This window comes from Pseudomonas sp. ChxA (assembly GCF_030263855.1).
GTDB lineage: Bacteria > Pseudomonadota > Gammaproteobacteria > Pseudomonadales > Pseudomonadaceae > Aquipseudomonas > Aquipseudomonas fluorescens_CB.
The window spans coordinates 3,815,930-3,834,788 of record NZ_JARPMK010000001.1 but is presented as its reverse complement, the minus strand read 5'-3'; the positions used below and the strand labels follow the sequence as shown (position 1 = coordinate 3,834,788).

Here is an 18,859-nt window from a genome sequence, read left to right as displayed (position 1 = left end):
CGCGAAGAAACCTGTCCCGTGCGGGAAAAGATTTCCCCGCAGTGGGTTGAAGAAAATCAAGAGGGTTTTCCTGACGAGCGGGGCTCGGAAGACGCTCAGAAGAGCAGTAGGCGTTCATCACCGTAGAAACGGTGACCGTGCGAGCTACCGAACGCTAATCGCACTTGGGGAAGAACCATCATCGAAGTGACGTAGCCTTGAAGGTTCTGACTACCTGGGAAAGTGCTGTCGATAACAGCGATCCGTACCTTGTATTTAACTGGACGATTTGTATGGGTCAATGACTGTAGAGACGCTGTTTCACGGAGCTTGTCTTCTGTCTTCCAGTGAAGATTTTTCGGCTGGGGCAAACTGATAAACGGTCAGACGCCGGCCGATTTCAGTAGTACGCTATTGCTCTTGTCTCAACCATGAAAACGCTCAGAAGAGGGCGAGACCATGCCGATTCAGCAACCTGTTCAGCGTTCACGTGCCCACCGCTGGGCGCACGTCTGTGGTATGTCGGTGAAGCGTGGTTACCGTAGGTTGAAAACGTTTGAATCCCGCGTGGTTGAGCGTGCGGAGACGGTAGGTATGCCCGCAGGTAAATTTCTTGTTCGCGCGAGTTTTCTGACTGCCAAGTTGGCTCTGCTCGGAGTATTTCTTTTTGTCAGCTTCTGGTTATTTGTGCTGATGTGCACAATCGTCGTATTAGCAGCTATCCCAATTCAAGATTCAGACACTCCAGGTATTGACGATCTCGATGATCCAATGCATAGAACGTCTTGGCCTGAGCGGTACGATAAATGGGGTTCTCTGAAGTAGCCTCTTGGTTATTTTGAGCTCGATTTACCCGAAACAATTCTTGCACCGCTCATCAACTGAGAGGTTCCGTTAGAGCTCGCTGTCTGTGCTGCGTGGGTTCCCCTGCTGAACATTCCTTCTACGCCTGAACCTACGCTATATCCGGCCCAACTCATGGTGGCTAGAAAAACCATCGGCAGCACGATGAACATCGCCCCCATCACGTACTCGATCACCTGCGCGGTGACAGTCCCATCCATAAACCCGGATGTGGGCAGCGACAACAGCACCTGATTGGAAGCCGAAACCTGGTTGTACAGGGTATCGAGCATGCTGGAGTCGACCCAACGCGCCAGTTCCCACCAGAAGGTCAGCATGTGTAAGGTGAACAGCGCGAACGTCACGGTCATGACGGTCTTCAACTGATAGGTACTGACCAGCAGGATCAGCGGCAAGCTGATGATGATGCCCATGATCAGGAACGCCTGCACCATCGGCAAGGCTGCGCGTAGTGCATTCATTGCCGGGAAGTTGCTGAAGGAGCCGAGGGCCAACCCGGTATTGGTGGCCAGGTTATTGAGCCCCTGATTGATCGAACCGCCACGAGCGCTGGAGCCGTAGTCTTGGTACACCTGTCCGGGCGACATGGACAGCGATTGCTGGCGCGGGCTGACCAGCTCACGCAGGGTGGCATCTTCGATCTCGTTGCTTGAACGGCCCGTCAACCAACCTTTCAGTTGAGTCAGCAGCGAAGGATCGACCTGCTCGATCAAGCGCTCGCGCAACCCGACACCGTTTTCACTCCACCACTGTCTGCAAGTGGGGTAGCCCGCGCCATTCTCCAACCGTGGCAAGGAAGTATCTCGGGTTTCATCATAGGGCCAACTGACTCGCGGTGTCCGTGAGCGATCGGTGTCGTAGTAGCCCGGCGTGTCGAGAAAATAGCGTGAGCCGATCCAGGACGCATCGTGACTTTGTGCCTTGTCCAACTGAGGACGGTTGGTGAAAAGTCGAGAGCGGGAATAGCCGTAGCAGTCGCGAGTGAAGTCGGCGACTTCCTGTAGCAATACCTGGTTATCGATGCGAGAACTGTCGATCTCCATGCGCATCTGTCGGATATCCGGTGCGCAGGGGATGGCCGCGGTGGCCGCTGCGGTCACTCCTTTGCTCAGGGCGTGCACCAGAAACCACCAGATTGGCACGTTTGCAGAGCGTTCGCCGATGGTGTTGAACGTGGTGCCCCAGGCAGTTTCTGCTGGCTTGGCCACGCTGACACCGCAGCGTTGGCTCGCTGCATCATCAAACGCCATTGAAGCGAGGTTTAGCGGAAAGACCGGCGCGCAGCCGAACAATACGACAATGTAGGCCAGCCAAAGCCGGTTCTCGATTCGAGGTACCGAGAGCAATCCTTTGTTGCCTTCATCCGCGCCTTGCTGACGGGCCGACAACCACTCTTGCAAGATGATCGCGCCGAAGGGCGCAGCGAATAGTCCAGTATCGGACATGACGTTCCAGATACCGTTGTTGATGATCCAGGCCAGCAGGGAGAGGTAAAACTCCAGGTAGCTGTTGGTGCTCATGAGCATGGTGGTGACCTCACAATCGAGTGAGCTCGACGCAGGTAAAGAGCAAGAGCCCTAATGTCCCGATGCGTTTCACGCGCAGTCGATCCTGGGGTCGATGTCGGTAGCGCCGAAGCAGATCCCACCAGAGCGCAAAGAGGGCGCCGTAGAGCAGGGCGCGCCACCACCGCAGATAAGGTCGTACGGATTCGATTGCCTGCTGCCGTGCCTCGAAACTGCCCAGCGCAGTACGGCCGATCCAGGCCACCAGTGCGGCGGTCAGGATCATCAGCACGGCAATCCCCAGACCTGAACGCAGAGTGAATAGCGGTGAGCGTTTCATGGCTCACTTACGCCTGGCGTCAGCATCATTGAGTCGGCCCGGCTCAGGGTCGCCTTGCTCGACGGTACGCGAAGCATCGGCGCCTCCGGCATGCCGATCGAGCACCAGGCTGGCGGTGTTGGTGGCCAGCATCTGCCGAACCTGTAGTTCGGCCTGCAGCAGGCGTATTTCACGCTCCAGCGTGTCGATGTTTTTTGCCAAGGCCGTTTGGGCCGGCTCGGCAGAAGCAATGTTTGGTTCGTGGCTGCCTGCCAGCAGTGTGCGCAGCAGCAGAAGCGCTTTATCGAGCACACTGGACAAGGCTGTCTCGCTGGCCAGGCGTCGCGCCAGCAGTTCCTGATCAGGATCGTCACGCAAGGCTTCAATCACACCACGGGTCACCGGCAGCATTGAGCTGGAGGCTTTGGCCAGGTTGTCAGGGGTAGGCTGCAGGGAGCCAGACAGCATCCCTTGCAGGGCCTTCAGGTGCTCGTTGTAGGTTTCTTGGATCAGGGGCGTCAATCCACTGCCAGCGGTAGCACGCAGGGTTTCGCAGCTGTCGCAGGTCGCGATTTCGCTCTCGCCCAATACGCGAACGGCCCATTCGGATTCCTCCTGGGGCGAAGCCCAGGTCTGGCAAATAGCGCCACCCAGGCAATCACTGCTGCTGATCGAGGCACTATCATCCACCGTACGGTTATGGAGCAGGTTATAGCCCGCGCGTACTACGTCGGAAGTCACCCGAATAGGTGTTTGCCCATTACCTCCAGCCTTTGAGCCGCCGACCCAGGACACCCCCTTGTTGCCGTTATGGGTTTCGGTGTTTTTCACCGCGGCCACCGCATCACCGCCGGTTTGTTCGAGGTTGCCCTGCATCTCCTGGTTCTTGGCCAATGCGCCCCAGCCGGCTTGACCGATTTTGTCCGCCATCTTTTCGGCCATGGCCTGGCAGGTCAGCTTGGAGCGGTCGAAGTCGATACGACCTTGCATCACCCCGTTACTCAGCAACTCATAGAGACCGGGGTTAGCGCGCTGGATGATCAACGCTGGCAGCGACATCACCGCTTGGGTCGCGTTCTGCACAACGCTGCCCATGATCTGCTGGAAGCCTTCGGTGAAGCCGTTCAACTGGTTTTGCAGAGTATTGGTCAGGCTCATGTTTCCGCACATCATGTTTGCTCGCCAGGACGCGCCGACGCCGAGCCCGTTGGGGCGATAGAGCGAACTTGGTGAGCCCGCTGCCGAGCCGCCACCAATGGTGTACATCACTCGGTCGTCGAGTACTTCGCCCTGAGTACCCAGGCGGTAATCGCCTTCGGCGGCGTGGGCATGCGTGGCCATGGCGAGTAGTCCATAGAGCACCAGACTCATTGTGCCCAACCAGGGTCGCGCGTGAAGCCGGCTCATGAAGCACCGCCTTCGAAGTCGATGCTGAACAGGAATGTCTGTCCCTCACGTTTGCAACAGCTATAGGGCCGCCACAACGACCAGGCGTAGCCCCCGTCCGAACTCTGTACCGGATCGCTTGGGAAGATGGCGCACGTGGGCTGAACCTGAGGGTAGAGCAATTGCCATGTGTGGGTCGAAGCGTCGTTTTCAACGATCGGGCCAGGTGGCCAGTAGCCGTCGCGTTTGGCGGGCGTGAGCGCTACATACACATGCGGCTGCCAGTTGCGGGTAACCACGTCGCCGGCCCGTTGCGCCATGACTGCGGCCGCCTTGAAATCGTCGGGCTGTACCAGAAAGCCCTGGCGGGGATAAACGTTGCCCCACATGTTTCCCGAAGCCTGACGACCAATTTCATGGATCCCCGGTACGAGCGACTCGGGGTACAAACTTTCTGGGATGCCATGGCGCCAGGCCAGTGAATCCAGGGTACTCAGGTAGTAAGGCATGAGTGCAGTTGCACCGCTGGCGCAGGCGTAGCCGGATTGCGAAGCCAGTTGCGTGGCGATCCAGCCACCGGGGTGGCCGATGCCATCGACGTTCTTGAAGCGGGGCAGGTTGTCGCGGTGGGTGTTTGGCGTGATCAGGTTGCCGCCACCTTCCGCACCATTGATGGGAACGGAGAGGGTGGCCATCTCGGTCCATGGATTATTGCCGGTAGTGGCGTAGCTCGAAACCACCAGCTCAGGAATGAAATGACGCACCTTGGTCGAGGTTTTGACTGTGCAGCCGAAGGGTGTGCACAGGAGCCAGAAACAAATACCGACGACCCTGTATTCGAGACAGCTTGGCGAAAGTGCAGAGGACGTAATGCTGCCGGTGTCCAGCGCCATGCTTGGGCCGCACGCCAGCAGGACGCTCAGCGCCAAAGGCCGTAGCTTTGTGGGCGGGATGGACGAGCAGGCAACAGGCATGATCCAGGCTCAATAAGGTGAATGGCCAGGTCAGGTTCGGTTTCGGGCGGAAGACTGTCAGTGGAAATTATGAAGGCAGATCTATCGGATTTGTGAGACGTGAGACTATTATTTGACGTGAAGGGCGCTGCGCAGGATATCGGGTTCTACAAGTAGCTGATCTGTGGTGATTTCGAGAATATTGGCGAGCTTGCACAGGACCAACAGCGACGGATTGCCTGTGCATCGCTCGATTTGACTGACGTACGTGCGATCCACCTCGGCCATGAGCGCGAGCTGCTCTTGGGTAAGGTTTTTCACGCGTCGCATCAAGCGGATGTTTTCCGCCAGCTGCAGACGAAGCTGTTCGTAGTCTTGAGTCATGCGCGCAAATTGCGCCTTGAGGGACTCTCAATCCACGGGATATAGTCTACATTGGCGTTGATCTAGGCTATTTGATGCCCTTGCCTGTTATCGAGCGTTCATTTGGTGTCGTTAAGATTTCGGGGCTGGCCTGCGCGTCTAACAATAAATCAGAAATCTTGGGTGTGTATGGACGAAAACTACGTTTCAATTCCTGCGGCGGATGGTTGCTCGAGTCTTTTGACACCTTGGGGCAACGAATTTGCCCCAATGATCGAACGTGGCGTGCAATGCGCCCAGGCTTGGCTTGATACGTCCGGCGAGATTCCACTGTGGTGGGAATTGGCGCAAACGCGCAAAACCTTTCCTGTCGGTGATTGCCAGGATGCTTTTGAAGCTGGTTTTTTGTTGAGGATTCAGCAGCGGCTAAGCAGTGTGCCACCCAGCTCAAATCAAAGCTGAAAGAAACGCCGCTCAAGACGCGTTCAAACACATAGTTCGAAGGCTCCCAGAGTTCAGCCAGCGTTTCGGCTGCCGAAGCCCAATACCAGCGCTCTCGCAGAGTTGGTATTAGGTAATCGCCACCAGCGTCTAGTTAACCGCGTCTTTCAGCGATTTACCGGCTTTGAAGCTAGGCGTCTTCGAGGCTGCAATCTTGATGGTGGCGCCCGTTTGAGGGTTACGTCCGTCGCGCGCTGCACGCGCTTTGACCGCAAAGGTGCCAAAACCAACCAAGGTGACGTTTTCACCGCCTTTCAACGCAGTGGATATGATGGTTGTGAGGGCATCCAGTGCGCGTCCCGCGGTGGACTTCGGGAGGTCGGCTGAGCCCGCTATGGCCTCGATTAGATCGTTTTTATTCATGTGTGACTCCTTCCGCTTGGCTGAGTGTCGATGAGTAATCTACGCAGATAGTTCGGGCACATCCACCAAAAAACGGCACTCCAGCCCTGCGCAGACGTAACGCCATATGGGCTCCAAATCTGTCCTTATGTCCCGATTCCACGGGCCTGGTCAATACGCTCAGCTACCTGGAGAGCCGCTTCCAACTCCGAGCAACCGTTCTCCTGCATCAACCTCCAGCGTTCGGCTTTTTTCTCGGGCTCCGTCATGGCAAGAGCGAGGTAAAGGCTGGGTGGCACGGCTCGAAACAGCGTTTCGAGTTTTTTCGACAGCACGACCCCCTCAGTGTATTTCCCAGGCTCCTTACTGGCGGAGAGCAACAAAGCTTTCTGTGCCGGCGTGAGCTTCTTGAAGCGGGCGATTTCCTCATTCTCCACGGGTGGCATGTTTTTCTTATCTGGACTAGTCGTAAGTAGTCATTCAGAGACTAAAATTGAGTTGCATGCGATCTATCAGCGTGAGAGCATAAAACTTAAATTTCCTCAGCTGTAAGAGTGGTTGGCCGCTATAGCCTGGCAGAGGTTTAAGGATTTTTTCGAGTCGAGGGCATGACTAAATGGGCATTTCTCAAGAACTCCTGGAAGAACGCGTTCAACCGGTCTCGAAGAACCGCTACTCAGTGTTGATACCGCTTTGCGCAGCGGGAATCATTATTCCCATCGTTTTCACCGGCCCTGCGATTGCCACGCCGATGATTGCCCGGGACCTAGGCGGTTCGCTGCTGGAATTGGGCGGTGTGGTCAACGCGTACAATGTCGCCTTTGGCAGTTGCGTGATGGCGGGAGGGGCGTTGGCAGATAGATTCGGTCGTAAGCGATGCTTTATTTCGGGGCTGTTATTGTTTTTTCTCACGTCGTTGTTGATCGGCTTTGCGCCGAATATCACGTTCCTCAACGTATTCCGTGGCATTGAAGGCATCGCCGGGGCGCTGACGCTGACTTCCGCCTCTGCGCTTATCGCCCAGGAGTTCGATGATCATCTGCGGCTGAGGGCCTTTAGTTTCCTCGGAACCTCATTCGGTGTCGGTCTGGCATTCGGGCCCATGCTGGTGGGGGTGCTGATTGCTCACTTGGGGTGGCGCGCGCTGTTTTTCGGAATTGCCCTGGCGTCACTGCTGGTATTCGTGTTCAGTTTCCAGAAGGTCAATGAGTCCAGTGATCCCAATGCCAAGCGTATCGACTGGTGGGGCATCGCCTTGTTTACGCTGGCCTTGGGTGCGCTGATCCTGGGGATCGTGTCTGGACCGGAAAAGGGTTGGGGCTATCCCAATGTCGTTGCGTTGCTGGTGGGCAGCGGCGTGTTGCTGCTGCTGTTTGTCATCGTAGAACTCAAGTCCCGCGAGCCCATGCTCGACCTGAGTCTGTTCCGGTTTCCGCGGTTTGTCGGGGTGCAGCTGTTACCCATCTCCACCGGGTTCTGTTTTGTCGCGTTGCTGGTCTACCTGCCGATCTGGTTTATCGGCGTTCAAGGCTACGACGAGACCGAAGTGGGTCTGGCCATCCTGCCGCTGACCGCACCCATGCTGATCGTGCCGTTCCTGGCCGGCTCACTGTCGCGCCATATTGCCCCTGGTTACCTGTGCGGCGCCGGCCTGCTGCTGGCCGCGCTGGGTGAATGCTGGCTGGCGTTTGCCCTGGAACCGGGCGCAAGTATCTGGACCATCGTCCTGCCGATGCTGGTCATCGGCATTGGCAGCGGCTTGCCCTGGGGGCTGATGGACGGCCTGTCCATGAGCGTGGTGCCCAAGGAGCGCGCCGGGATGGCGGCCGGTATTTTCACCACCATGCGGGTCGCCGGCGAAGCGGTTGCCATTGCGATCATCGGTGCGTTGCTGGTGGGGTATACAGCTTCGGGCTTGCAGCGGTTGTCGGGTGAAAATCCATTGTTGGATCCTGCGCGGGTCGGTGACTGGGCGGGCCGCGTTGCCAGCGGCCAACTGAATTCGGTGCTGGGGCAGGCCGCCAGCGCCGACAAGGACGCCCTGGGGCAACTGCTGGCCACGGTTTATCAGCATTCGTTCAGCGCGGTGCTGGTGTTGATTGCGGTGCTGACGGCAGTGTGTGCGGTGCTGTGTGCGCTGACGGTGAAAGTTGACAATGTCGGCGGAGCGCCGGAAAAAAACTGAACACTTGGGTATACCAATCGTTGAGGTGGATAAATGGATTTACAACTGACGGGTAAACGAGCATTGGTCACCGGCAGCAACAGCGGCATCGGCAAGGCGATTGCCCTGGCGTTGGCCGCCGAAGGTGTCGAAGTGGTTGTTCATGGCCGGCGACGGCCTGAAAGTGAGGCGGTGGTGGCCGCCATTCACGCGGCGGGAGGGCGGGCCGCAGTGGCTTGTGGCGACCTGGTCAGTGACGATCAGGCGCGCGAGGTGGTTAATTATGCGCTGGCAGCCTTCGGCGGCATTGATATTCTGGTGGCCAATGCGGGCGCGTTTCCACCCACGCCGGTACTGGAAAGCGAGACTGCCGACTGGCTGAATCTGTACGACCAGAATGTCGGCTCGGTGATCCGCCTGGTGCGGTTGCTGGCGCCCGGCATGATCGACTGCGGTTGGGGGAGGATCATCACCTTGGGCAGTATCGCCGCCACGCGGCCTTTCGCCAATTTTGGCGCCTACGCGGCGACCAAGGCGGCCTGTGTGAGCCTGGCGGTAACCTTCGCCAAGGAGTTTGGTGGTACGGGCATCACCTCTAACTGCATCAGCCCAGGGGATGTGCTGACACCCGCTGCAGAGAACCACTGGCATTCGGTGGCGCAGAAAAATGCCTGGAAAGGCGACTGGCCGGCCATTGAAAGCAAGATCGCCGCGGAGATTTCACCGACCCTGGTCGGACGTTTGGGGCGGCCCCATGAAGTGGCCGACCTGGTGACTTTTGTGTCCAGTCCGAGGGCGGCCTATATCAATGGATCAAACTTGCGCATCGATGGCGGATTCCTGGCCAGTACCGCGTGAGCGGTCACTGCGTGTGCCGTTTCGTCTTCGCGAATCAGTCCAGGAGCACATCATGAGTCAAGCGCGTGAACCCCAGCACCAAGTGCTGTTCAGGCCAATCCCCTTTGGGCGGCATAGCTTGAAAAACCGTATTGTCATGTCACCCATGACCCGTCAGCGTTCGCCGGGAGGTGTACCTGGCGAGCAATCTGCCGCGTATTACCAGCGTCGGGCCGAAGGCGGGGTGGGGTTGATCGTCACCGAGGGCACTTTTATCGGCCACCCAGCTGCCAATGGCTATACCAATGTACCCGATATCTTCGGCCCTCAGGCACTGGAGGGCTGGAAGCGGGTTGTAGGGGCGGTGCATCAGGCGGGCGCGCGCATCGTACCTCAGTTGTGGCACGTCGGCCCGATCCGACGCCCGGGCATGGGCCCGGACCCTCAGGTGCCGGGTTACGGCCCCACGGAAATCAAAGAGGGCGACGACGTCGTGGTCAAGGCGATGACCCTTGACGATATCGAGCAGGTCATTGCGGCCTATGCCCAGGCGGCCAGGGATGCACAGGCCGCCGGGTTTGACGGGGTGGAAATCCACGGTGCCCATCAGTACCTGATCGACAGCTTTATCTGGAGCAGGAGCAACCAGCGCGAGGACGACTACGGGGGCTCGCTGGCCAACCGCACCCGGCTTGCGGCGCGGGTCGTGCGTGCTGTGCGTGAGGCTACTGCGCCGGACTTCCCGATCATGTTCCGGTTTTCCCAATGGAAAATCAGTGATTACGAGGCGCGGATTGTCGACAATGCCGACGAGCTGAAAGTCTTTCTCGACATTCTGGTGGAGGCCGGTGTCGATATTTTCGACGTCAGCACGCGACGTTTCTGGGAGCCGGCCTTCGAGGGTAGCGCCGACAGCCTGGCCGCCTGGACCCGGCGCTTGAGTGGCAAGCCGGTCATGATGGTCGGCAGCGTGGGGCTGGACAAGGCTTACTCCATTGCCCAGCTGCGCGGCAGCGAAAGTCCGGATGCCGGGCAGGCAGACCTGGCCCCGGTGCTGGAACAGTTGCAGTCGGGGGCGGTGGACCTGGTGGCGTTGGGGCGGATGCTGCTGGCGGATCCTCAATGGCCCAACAAAGTGTTCGAAAACCGCTTGCTGGATATCAAGCGTTTTGATCGCGAAGCGATGATGACGGACGTTTGATATCCGATAAAAAGCCCATCCGAGCCTGATCGGATGGGCTTTTTATGGTGTGCGGTAAGGGCTTAAAGGGCAAGCTCAAGGTTCGCCGGTTCGGGGTTTTCGATCTTCAGTTTTTCGGCAATTAGAAAGGCCAGTTCCAGTGCCTGGGACGCGTTCAGGCGCGGGTCGCAATGGGTATGGTAGCGATTACTCAAGTCCGCGTCGCAGATGCGCTGGCCACCCCCGGTGCATTCGGTGACGTCGGCGCCGGTCATTTCCAAATGCACACCGCCGGCATGGGTGCCTTCTGCCTGGTGGACATCGAAGAAACGCTCGACTTCAGTAATGACCGATGCGAAACGACGCGTCTTGTACCCGGTGCTGGATTTGATGGTGTTGGCATGCATCGGGTCGACGGACCACACCACATCGCGGCCTTCAGTTTTCACCGCGCGCACCAGTTGCGGCAGGCGTTCTGCAAGCACGTCGGCGCCCATCCGTACGATCACGGTGAGGCGCCCGGCCTCGTTCTCCGGGTTGAGCGCGTCGATCAACTGCAGCAGGTCGTTTTCCTGCAGGGTGGGCCCGCACTTGAGGCCGATAGGGTTCTTCACGCCCTTGAGGAACTCTACGTGGGCATCGTCAACGCCGCGCGTGCGCTCGCCGATCCACAGCATGTGCGCTGAGCAGTCGTACCACTCGTCACTGGCATAGTCGAGTCGGGTGAAGGCCTCTTCGTAGTTGAGCAGCAGGGCATCGTGGCTGGTGAACAGCTCGGTCTCACGCAGTGCCTGCACCGATTCCGGTGAGACGCCGCAGGCATTCATGAACTTGAGGGCTTCCTCGATCCGCCGGCCGATCAACTGATATCGTCGCCCCTCCGGTGCGCTGGCAATAAAGCGCGTGTTCCACTGCTGCACATGACGCATGTCGGAAAAGCCACTGCGGCCCAGGGCGCGTAAGAGGTTCATCGTCGCGCTGGATTGGTGGTAGGCCAGAAGAATCCGCTCGGGATCGGGTCGGCGTGCCTGCTCGTTAAACTCAATGGAATTGATGATGTCGCCGCGATAACTCGGCAGTGTGACGCCGTCGATGGTTTCGTGAGGCGTACTGCGTGGCTTGGCAAATTGCCCGGCGATACGCCCCACCTTGACCACCGGTACGCCTGTGCTGAAGGCCAGCACTGTTGACATTTGCAGAAAGACTCGGAACAGATCCCGGATCCCGCCAGGGTGAAACTCGGCAAAGGATTCGGCGCAATCACCGCCCTGTAACAAAAACGCTTTACCCCGCGCGACTTGGGCGAGGCGCGCCTTCAGTGAGCGAACCTCGGAGGCCAGCACCAGCGGCACGCTGTTGCGCAGCTGCGCTTCGACGGCGGCGAGGCGCTCGGGGTCGGCGTACTCGGGCAATTGCAGGGCATTTTTTTCACGCCAGGATGAGGGTGACCATTCATTGGGCATAGATGCATCTCCGCTTGTTCCATAAGGGGATTGATCGTGTTGATCAGGTCGCTGCTTCGGCGGGTTCGGTGACGTCCTGTTGAACTGGCGCGTGGCTGGTGGTGCGGGTTTCACCGGTCAGTTGGTTGACTACCTGGAAGGCGAGGGCGGTCCAATACTCATGGTGTTGCGGGTCGATCAGTTGCAACTGGCTCTGGGTGAGCGCGGCTATCGCTGGGTCAACCAGGAATTCCTCCAGGTCTGTGATAGAGCCGAATGCGGTGATGGCTACACCGTCGATGTCCTTGCCCACTTCGTGGTAAAGCGGTTGGCCCGCGACGATCGGGCCGATGTTATGCAATTGCACATATCTCCTGACCAGGCGGTGGGCCGCCGGTTGCGCCAGCAGGCGAGGGGCATATTCCTCCAGCCAGCGCTGCTGGAATTGGTCGCGGCTCAACGCCGGGTCACGGCGCACCAGGCTGATCAACAGGATTGATTCCCTGGAGGTGGCGCTGGGTATCACGATGTGCTGGCGGCACAGAATCGGGCACAGTTCGCGGAAGATCACCTGGTCCTCGGGGAGGATCGCCCGGGTGATTTCCTCGTGGCCGAAGGTGACTTGCAAGGCGTCGGTATTGGCGAAGCCGAGGTAGGCGATGCCGTCCCATTCCGAGCGCTGATAGGGCGGCACATGGCCAATCACCGTGTCGAACAGCCGGCCGTCTTCATCGAGGGGTGGCAGATACGGCAGCGGCCGCAGGTTGGAAGGGCCGGCGCTGAGGCGGTGGATCTGGTCGTAGCGCAGCAAGGGATGGTGTCCGTCCGCCTGGGTCGGCAGGGCATGGGTGAAACGCGGGCCGTGAGTCTTGCGCCAGTACTCGGTCCATTTTTCGAAGTTGAGATTGGGTTGCACTTCAAAGGCGTTCGCGGTGTTGGCCGGGTCGCCTAGCACTTCGCCATAGAGGTCGAGCATTTGCAGCGGGCCTTTGCGCCGCTGACTCAACGGCGTGTTGTCGGCGCGCGACAACAGTGTGCAAAGCACCGTCAGCGGTTGACTCTCAGCGGCGGAATCGGACGTGAGTGCGGCGCCTTCCTGGATGATGTCGATCATGGCTTCTCCTGAAATAAGTCATTGCCCTTCCATGGACTCGACGTCCCGGTACGCCTGGGCTTCTGTTCAACATGGGCTCATCTCGAAAAATAAAGTAGCTCACGAATAGATCGCTTGCAATATAGTTTTTCGGGTTTTTCTCGAACGGGATCGGCGTGGCGGTGTAAGAGAGCTGGAAGCTCTGGTTTTTCTGGGTTTAATTGTTTTTATTATCAAGGGATTGATTGCCGGGAGGGCAAGGCGGCGTAGAGGAACAGCGTCTGATGGGTAGTCAAAAACGCTATAAACATAGTTTTTAACACTATAAATCTTCACTTATGGCGTACTTGCGTACTACGCGTAAGGGAGCTAAGTTCCTTGCCAGGACCTGCTTGCGTTCGTGAACGCGACACTTTGCCATCGGAGGCGACGACTCATGCATCAGCCGTCCAGCTTGACCTATTCCACCCCTTTGGATGTTCAGCTCAGCACGGCCCGCACGGTGCCCCTCGTGATTGTCGGTGCCGGTCTGGTGGGGTTGACCCTGGCCCTTGATCTCGCCCGTCGAGGCGTGGCGAGCGTGGTGCTGGAGGCCCGGCAGACATTGACGGAAGGTTCCAGAGCCATTGTGTTTGCCCAGCGCAGCCTGGAAATTCTCGGCCGCCTCGGGTTGCCGGATGAGTTGCGGGAAAAGGGAGTCGACTGGAAACTCGGCCGGGTCTTTCACAAAGATCATGAAGTGTTCAGTTTCGACTTCCAATTGGAGCCTGGCTTTCGCTGCCCCGCCTTCCTCAATATCCAGCAGACCTACATCGAGCAATGGCTGGTGGAGGCGTGTCTGGCCACGGGCCTGGTGGACCTGCAGTGCCTGAGCCGGGTGGTGGGGGTCGAGCACCGGCCCGAGGGGGCGACCGTCAGCGTTGAATGCCCTGACGGCGCCTACCAGCTGCAATGTGACTGGCTTGTCGCGTGCGACGGTGCTCGGTCGGCGGTGCGCAATGCCTTGGACTTGCCCTTTATCGGCAAAGTGTTCGATGACCACTTCCTGATCGTCGATGTGGAAATGAAGCCGGACTTTCCTGCAGAACGGCGTTTCTGGTTTGACCCACCCTTTCATCCCAACCATTCGGTGCTGCTGCACAAGCAACCGGATGATCTGTGGAGAGTCGATTTCCAGCTGGGCCCCGACGCCGACCCTGCCGTAGAGCGCGAGCCCGAGCGAGTCGCCCGACGGCTGCACGCGATGTTCGGTGAGCAGACGCCGTTGCGTATCGACTGGATCAGCGTCTACACCTTCCGCTGCCGGCGGCTGGAGACCTTTGTGCAGGGGCGGGTCGTCTTTGCAGGTGACAGCGCGCATCAGGTCAGCCCATTTGGCGGGCGCGGAGGCAATGGCGGGATTCAGGATGCGGACAACCTGGGCTGGCGCCTGGCGGGTATTCTCCTGCACGGTGCGTCAACCTCGCTGATTCAATCATATGACGAGGAGCGGGTGTTCGCCGCCGACGAAAACATCCTCAATTCCACCCGCAGCGCGGATTTCATCACCCCTCCCAGTCCTGCCGTACACGTGCTGCGCGAAGCGTCATTGGCGCTGGCTCGCAACACGTCCTGGGGGCGGGCGCTGATTAACTCCGGGCGCCTGTCAAAACCCGCACGGCTGGAAGGGGTGGGTCAGTTCGAGCATTTCGCCGACCCTGACGGGGGGCGGATTTCACCCGGTACAGCGGCTCCCGATGCGCCGATCAGCGTGCGCGGCCAGCCCGACTGGCTGCTCAACCACCTGGGGCGCCGGGGGTTTACCGTGCTGGTGTATGAGCCCGGTTCAGGCGCCGTGCCCAAGACGATTGCCTCGGCCTACCCGGTCGACGTCATCGTGCTGAGCTCGCGGGAGCCCGCAGCGACGCTTGACCTGCTGTGGGACCACGCCGGCCTGGCGGTTTCGCGCTACGGGTTACAGCCGGGGGAAGTGGTGGTGATCCGTCCGGACCAGCATGTGCTGACGACCCTGAGCTTTCTCGATCCGCTGGCCATCGAGCGTGCCATTGCCATCGCTTCAGCCACCGAAGTGCTGGCCTATGCACAGGAGCAAGTGTCATGAGCCCGTCAGCCATCCCTTCGAGCACTGGCTTGGCCACGGAATGCCGCTTGAGCAGCCCGGACAGTTATTTCCAACTGCTGACGGACGCCTGCCAGGATTTGGATGCGTCGGCCGGGCACTTGCTTCATGCCCAACTGGTGCTGCTGCTGATGAACCATATTGGCGATGAAACCGTACTGCGAGAGGCGATTCTGATCGCCCGCCAAGGACTGAAAACCCTTTCTGTCACTGCCTCCCATCCAAATCACGTGCACACTCAAGAGGCTCGGACATGACTCTGGATCTGGAATATCGGCTCGACTCTCGTTACTTGCGCGGCATTGAGGAGCCTGCCGGGAAAGTCTTCCTCAGCGGCCAGCAGGCGCTGGTGCGCCTGCTGCTGGCCCAGGCTGCTGCGGATAGGGCGGCGGGTATCAACTCGGCAGGATTTGTCAGCGGTTATCGAGGGTCGCCCCTGGGCGGGCTGGACCAGGAGCTGTGGCGGGTCAGGCCGCTGCTGGAAAAAGCCAATATCCGCTTTCAGCCGGCGATCAACGAAGACCTAGCGGCGACCACGCTGATCGGCACACAGCGGGTGGAAAGCGATGCGGCCCGGTTGCACGACGGCATCTTCGGCCTGTGGTATGGCAAAGGACCGGGTGTTGACCGCTCCGGGGATGCCTTGAAGCATGGCAACGCGTATGGCTCGTCGCCCCATGGCGGGGTGCTGGTGGTCACCGGTGACGACCATGGCTGCGTCTCGTCGTCGATGTCCCACCAGTCGGATCAGGCGTTGATGGCCTGGGGGTTGCCGGTGATCCATCCGGTTGGGCTTGCCGACTATGAATACTGCGGCTTGTGGGGCTGGGCGCTGTCGCGGTGTTGCGGGTTGTGGGTCGGGTTCAAGGCTGTGACCGAAACCGTTGAAGCCTCCAGATCAGTCGATGCGGTGGCAGCGCCACGCTTCGTGGCGCCGGCCGTCGACCCGGGCCCCGATGGGTTGCACTGGCGCTGGCCGGACCTGCCAGGCATGCAGATCGAGCGGCGGTTTTCTCACAAGATCGAGGCGGCGCGGCGGTTTATTCGGGCTAACCCTCTGGACCGAGTGGAAGTGGCGCCGGCCTTTCCTCGGTTGTTGATCGCGGCGGTCGGCAAGGCCTATGGCGACGTGCGCGAAGCCCTGGAGCGAGGCGGAGTGTCGCTGGGCGCGCTGGAAAAGGCTGGCGTCGCTCTGCTCAGCATCCGCGTTGTCTACCCCTTGTCGCCGGTGCTGGAGGCCTGGGCCCGGCGCTGTGAGCGGGTGCTGATTATCGAAGAAAAACAAGGCGTCGTGGAGGACCAACTCAAGCGTGGCCTGTTCAACGCCAAGCCGGAGAACCGGCCCTTGATCATCGGCAAACTCGATGAGCGCGGGCAGCCGCTGTTGTCGGTCGCCGAAGAATTGCGCCCGTCGAGGATCATGCGGGTCCTGTCGACGCGCCTGGCGCCGTTCGGCCTGGCCATCGACGTACCGCGTTACTGGATCGAGGGCCCGGTGTCCCGTGAGTTCCATTGGCTCAAGCGCACGCCTTACCTGTGTTCGGGCTGCCCCCACAACACCTCGACCCAACTGCCGGAAGGCAGTGAGGCCAGGTTAGGCATCGGCTGCCACGCCCTGGCCGCCCGCATGCCCGACCGCGCCACCAGTGGCAGCGTGCAGATGGGCGGCGAGGGCGTGGACTGGCTGGGGCAGATGGCCTTTGTGGCGACTCCGCATATTTTCCAGAACATGGGCGACGGTACTTTTTTCCATTCCGGCTACCTGGCGATTCGGCAAGCCATCGCTGCCAACGCGAATATCACCTACAAGGTGCTGTACAACGATGCGGTGGCGATGACAGGCGGCCAGCCGGTGGACGGTAAACTGAGCGTGCGCCAGGTGGTCGAACTGGTGCTGAGCGAAGGGGTGCGCGAAGTCGTCGTGGTGGCGGATGACCCGAGTCGCTACAAGGCCCGCGACAGCTTGCCGGACGGGGTGAAGGTCTACCATCGCGATACCTTGGATAGCGTCCAGCGGCGCCTGCGGGAATTGCCTGGCGTGAGCGTATTGGTGTTCGATCAGGTGTGTGCCACCGAGGCCCGTCGCCGACGCAAGCGCTTACCGCCGGCCAAGGTGCAGTCGCGTGTGGTAATCAACCAGCAGGTGTGTGAGGGCTGTGGCGATTGCCAGACCAAGTCCAACTGTTTGTCCGTGGTGCCGGTGGAGACCGAATTCGGCCGCAAACGCAGCATTGATACGGACAGCTGCAACCTCGATCAATCCTGCGTAAAGGGTTTTTGCCCCAGCTTTGTCACGGTTACCGGCACCCCGGCCAAGGCGCGCCGCAAACTGTTGCCGGCCGAAGAGGTCCTGGCCCTGGCCGGGGCCTTGGCAACGCCCGAACCTGCAGGTTTTGAGCGGACTTTTGAACTGCTGATCACGGGGGTTGGCGGCACGGGCGTGGTGACCATGGCCGGAACGATTGCCATGGCCGCGCACCTGCAAGGGCTTGAAGTGTCGGTCCTGGACTTTACCGGATTCGCTCAGAAAGGCGGTTCGGTATTCAGCCATATCCGCTTCGCCCATGACCCCCAGCAGTTGCATCAGCATCGGATCGACCGAGCCTGCGCCGACGTGTTGATCGCTTCCGATCTGGCTGTCGCGTCCGAAGATGAAGCCTTGAACGTGCTGCTGCGCGGCCGATCCCGGGTGGTTGCCAGCACCAGTGAAGTCCAGGCGGGTGCCATGTTGCTGGACCCGGCCTTGCGTCTGGAAACTGCGGCTATCGAACAGCGCCTGATCGACATTGTGGGCGCCGAGCGTTACCAGTCCGTGGATGCGCGCAAAGTGGCGGCGGCAGTGGTTGGGCCGATGCAGGCGAATATCCTGCTGCTGGGGGTCGCCTGGCAGCAGGGCGTGGTGCCCCTGACCCTCAGCGCCCTTGACCGGTCGCTGGAAATCTACGGCGGCGACGTCCAGTCCAATCGGCTGGCGTTTGCCTGGGGGCGTCTGCTGGCGGCGGATCCCGCCTTCGTCGAAAGCCAGCTCAAGCCAGCCTCGGCTGCCCAGCCGCCGCAGGCGCTCACCCTGGAGCAGGTTGTGCAACAGCGCAGTGCGTTGCTGGTGGACTACCAGGACCAACGTTACGCCGCACGCTACCGCGCCTTGGTCGAGCAGGTGGTCAAAGCCACCGAGGGGCTCGGGGACGTTACGCTGGCCCATGCGGTGGCCCACAACCTGTTCAAGCTGATGGCTTTCAAGGATGAGTACGAAGTGGCACGGCTGCACAGTTCGCCGGCGTTTCTGAGCAGCCTGGGCGAATCCTTCGTCGGGCGGCCCAAGGTGACCTTTCATCTCGCCCCGCCGTTTTTGGATGGCTTGGTCAAGCGTACGGGCGAACCACGCAAAATCAAGGTGTCCGGCTGGATCATTCCGGTCTTCCGCGCGCTGGCCGGGCTGCGCTTTTTGCGACATACGGTTCTGGACCCGTTCGGCCTGCTCAAGGAGCGTCGTGAAGAACAACGCCTGCTGGAGGAGTACCAGAGTACGTTGATCGCATTGCTGCCGAAGTTGACTGCCGACACGTTGCCGATGCTGGTGAGCTGGGCACGTTTGCCTGAAGCCATTCGCGGGTACGGGCACGTCAAGGCCCGCTCGATCGGCATTGCGGAGCAACGGCAGGTCGAGTTGCTGGCGCAGATCGATGGCAGGCAGGTGGAGCGCAGTGCGGTCAAGCGCATCGCGGTCGTGGAGGTAGAAAAAGTCTCCTGAAGACCAGCGCTTCAAGGCCCAAACGACAACAGGCACATCCTTGATGTGCCTGTTGTCGTTT

16 protein-coding genes and 1 pseudogene are annotated in these 18,859 nt (G+C 59.8%); 8 read left to right on the top strand and 9 right to left on the bottom strand.

Features of this window, described 5'->3' with window-relative positions; all coding sequences use genetic code 11:
- Positions 1-438 precede the first annotated feature (438 nt).
- Positions 439-804 carry a DUF3742 family protein gene (locus P5706_RS17160; protein WP_078466835.1) on the top strand — a complete coding sequence of 122 codons (366 nt, stop codon included), beginning with the start codon at positions 439-441 and terminating at the stop codon, positions 802-804.
- A gap of 8 nt (positions 805-812) precedes the next feature.
- Here P5706_RS17160 and P5706_RS17155 read toward each other — a convergent pair whose 3' ends face one another.
- From P5706_RS17155 to P5706_RS17135, 5 genes are all read right to left on the bottom strand, one after another.
- Complete coding sequence (locus P5706_RS17155) at positions 813-2,369, bottom strand: conjugal transfer protein TraG N-terminal domain-containing protein (protein WP_070413458.1); 1,557 nt, start codon at positions 2,367-2,369, stop codon at positions 813-815.
- A gap of 10 nt (positions 2,370-2,379) precedes the next feature.
- The gene (locus P5706_RS17150; protein ID WP_070413459.1) at positions 2,380-2,688 is read right to left on the bottom strand and encodes a hypothetical protein; all 309 of its coding nucleotides are present in this window, start codon (positions 2,686-2,688) and stop codon (positions 2,380-2,382) included.
- A gap of 3 nt (positions 2,689-2,691) precedes the next feature.
- Positions 2,692-4,074 (bottom strand): integrating conjugative element protein, encoded by a 1,383-nt coding sequence (locus tag P5706_RS17145; RefSeq protein WP_078466834.1) that lies wholly within the window; start codon positions 4,072-4,074, stop codon positions 2,692-2,694.
- On the bottom strand, positions 4,071-5,027 hold the full coding sequence (locus P5706_RS17140) for a TIGR03756 family integrating conjugative element protein (protein WP_070413157.1): 957 nt from the start codon (positions 5,025-5,027) through the stop codon (positions 4,071-4,073). Before P5706_RS17140 ends, P5706_RS17145 begins: the two co-directional genes overlap by 4 nt.
- A 108-nt stretch (positions 5,028-5,135) precedes the next feature.
- Positions 5,136-5,390, bottom strand: coding sequence for a helix-turn-helix domain-containing protein (locus P5706_RS17135; RefSeq protein WP_078466833.1), 255 nt, complete (start codon positions 5,388-5,390; stop codon positions 5,136-5,138).
- A gap of 168 nt (positions 5,391-5,558) precedes the next feature.
- On the opposite strand from P5706_RS17135, the gene P5706_RS17130 reads away from it, so the two are divergent.
- Entirely contained in the window at positions 5,559-5,831 is a 273-nt protein-coding gene (locus P5706_RS17130) for a LasR-specific antiactivator QslA (protein ID WP_070413180.1), read from the top strand.
- A 129-nt stretch (positions 5,832-5,960) separates the two neighbouring features.
- Here the strand turns inward: P5706_RS17130 and P5706_RS17125 are convergent, their stop codons facing one another.
- Complete coding sequence (locus tag P5706_RS17125) at positions 5,961-6,233, bottom strand: HU family DNA-binding protein (protein WP_070413179.1); 273 nt, start codon at positions 6,231-6,233, stop codon at positions 5,961-5,963.
- 125 nt (positions 6,234-6,358) lie between these two features.
- Positions 6,359-6,661: pseudogene (locus P5706_RS17120) on the bottom strand (conjugative transfer ATPase); the annotation flags it as partial.
- A 167-nt stretch (positions 6,662-6,828) separates the two neighbouring features.
- Between P5706_RS17120 and P5706_RS17115 the strand changes: the two are divergent.
- The 3 genes from P5706_RS17115 to P5706_RS17105 are packed head-to-tail and all read left to right on the top strand — an operon-like array spanning position 6,829 to position 10,414.
- The gene (locus P5706_RS17115; protein WP_070413177.1) at positions 6,829-8,397 is read left to right on the top strand and encodes an MFS transporter; all 1,569 of its coding nucleotides are present in this window, start codon (positions 6,829-6,831) and stop codon (positions 8,395-8,397) included.
- Positions 8,398-8,430: 33 nt separating this feature from the next.
- Complete coding sequence (locus P5706_RS17110) at positions 8,431-9,234, top strand: SDR family NAD(P)-dependent oxidoreductase (RefSeq protein ID WP_070413176.1); 804 nt, start codon at positions 8,431-8,433, stop codon at positions 9,232-9,234.
- A 52-nt stretch (positions 9,235-9,286) separates the two neighbouring features.
- Positions 9,287-10,414 (top strand): NADH:flavin oxidoreductase, encoded by a 1,128-nt coding sequence (locus P5706_RS17105; protein ID WP_070413175.1) that lies wholly within the window; start codon positions 9,287-9,289, stop codon positions 10,412-10,414.
- 62 nt (positions 10,415-10,476) lie between these two features.
- Here the strand turns inward: P5706_RS17105 and P5706_RS17100 are convergent, their stop codons facing one another.
- Both P5706_RS17100 and P5706_RS17095 read right to left on the bottom strand, forming a co-directional pair.
- The gene (locus P5706_RS17100; RefSeq protein WP_070413174.1) at positions 10,477-11,856 is read right to left on the bottom strand and encodes a class II 3-deoxy-7-phosphoheptulonate synthase; all 1,380 of its coding nucleotides are present in this window, start codon (positions 11,854-11,856) and stop codon (positions 10,477-10,479) included.
- Positions 11,857-11,899: 43 nt separating this feature from the next.
- On the bottom strand, positions 11,900-12,949 hold the full coding sequence (locus P5706_RS17095; protein ID WP_070413173.1) for an EthD domain-containing protein: 1,050 nt from the start codon (positions 12,947-12,949) through the stop codon (positions 11,900-11,902).
- A gap of 415 nt (positions 12,950-13,364) precedes the next feature.
- Here P5706_RS17095 and P5706_RS17090 point away from each other — a divergent pair, with 415 nt between their 5' ends.
- The 3 genes from P5706_RS17090 to P5706_RS17080 are packed head-to-tail and all read left to right on the top strand — an operon-like array spanning position 13,365 to position 18,798.
- The gene (locus P5706_RS17090) at positions 13,365-15,029 is read left to right on the top strand and encodes an FAD-dependent monooxygenase (protein WP_070413172.1); all 1,665 of its coding nucleotides are present in this window, start codon (positions 13,365-13,367) and stop codon (positions 15,027-15,029) included.
- The gene (locus P5706_RS17085; protein ID WP_070413171.1) at positions 15,026-15,304 is read left to right on the top strand and encodes a DUF2783 domain-containing protein; all 279 of its coding nucleotides are present in this window, start codon (positions 15,026-15,028) and stop codon (positions 15,302-15,304) included. Before P5706_RS17090 ends, P5706_RS17085 begins: the two co-directional genes overlap by 4 nt.
- A complete protein-coding gene (locus P5706_RS17080; protein ID WP_070413170.1) occupies positions 15,301-18,798 on the top strand; it encodes an indolepyruvate ferredoxin oxidoreductase family protein in 3,498 nt (1,165 codons plus the stop codon). The genes P5706_RS17085 and P5706_RS17080 overlap by 4 nt, the downstream gene beginning before the upstream one ends.
- The last annotated feature ends 61 nt before the right edge of the window (positions 18,799-18,859 follow it).

Excerpts from the sequence above, each read along its gene's own strand:
- P5706_RS17125 (WP_070413179.1), bottom strand. The coding sequence starts at position 6,233 with ATGAATAAAAACGATCTAATCGAGGCCATAGCGGGCTCAGCCGACCTC.
- P5706_RS17090 (WP_070413172.1), top strand. The coding sequence starts at position 13,365 with ATGCATCAGCCGTCCAGCTTGACCTATTCCACCCCTTTGGATGTTCAG.
- P5706_RS17105 (WP_070413175.1), top strand. The coding sequence starts at position 9,287 with ATGAGTCAAGCGCGTGAACCCCAGCACCAAGTGCTGTTCAGGCCAATC.
- P5706_RS17135 (WP_078466833.1), bottom strand. The coding sequence starts at position 5,390 with ATGACTCAAGACTACGAACAGCTTCGTCTGCAGCTGGCGGAAAACATC.
- P5706_RS17145 (WP_078466834.1), bottom strand. The coding sequence starts at position 4,074 with ATGAGCCGGCTTCACGCGCGACCCTGGTTGGGCACAATGAGTCTGGTG.
- P5706_RS17140 (WP_070413157.1), bottom strand. The coding sequence starts at position 5,027 with ATGCCTGTTGCCTGCTCGTCCATCCCGCCCACAAAGCTACGGCCTTTG.
- P5706_RS17085 (WP_070413171.1), top strand. The coding sequence starts at position 15,026 with ATGAGCCCGTCAGCCATCCCTTCGAGCACTGGCTTGGCCACGGAATGC.
- P5706_RS17150 (WP_070413459.1), bottom strand. The coding sequence starts at position 2,688 with ATGAAACGCTCACCGCTATTCACTCTGCGTTCAGGTCTGGGGATTGCC.
- P5706_RS17095 (WP_070413173.1), bottom strand. The coding sequence starts at position 12,949 with ATGATCGACATCATCCAGGAAGGCGCCGCACTCACGTCCGATTCCGCC.
- P5706_RS17160 (WP_078466835.1), top strand. The coding sequence starts at position 439 with ATGCCGATTCAGCAACCTGTTCAGCGTTCACGTGCCCACCGCTGGGCG.
- P5706_RS17115 (WP_070413177.1), top strand. The coding sequence starts at position 6,829 with ATGGGCATTTCTCAAGAACTCCTGGAAGAACGCGTTCAACCGGTCTCG.
- P5706_RS17130 (WP_070413180.1), top strand. The coding sequence starts at position 5,559 with ATGGACGAAAACTACGTTTCAATTCCTGCGGCGGATGGTTGCTCGAGT.
- P5706_RS17110 (WP_070413176.1), top strand. The coding sequence starts at position 8,431 with ATGGATTTACAACTGACGGGTAAACGAGCATTGGTCACCGGCAGCAAC.
- P5706_RS17155 (WP_070413458.1), bottom strand. The coding sequence starts at position 2,369 with ATGCTCATGAGCACCAACAGCTACCTGGAGTTTTACCTCTCCCTGCTG.
- P5706_RS17080 (WP_070413170.1), top strand. The coding sequence starts at position 15,301 with ATGACTCTGGATCTGGAATATCGGCTCGACTCTCGTTACTTGCGCGGC.
- P5706_RS17100 (WP_070413174.1), bottom strand. The coding sequence starts at position 11,856 with ATGCCCAATGAATGGTCACCCTCATCCTGGCGTGAAAAAAATGCCCTG.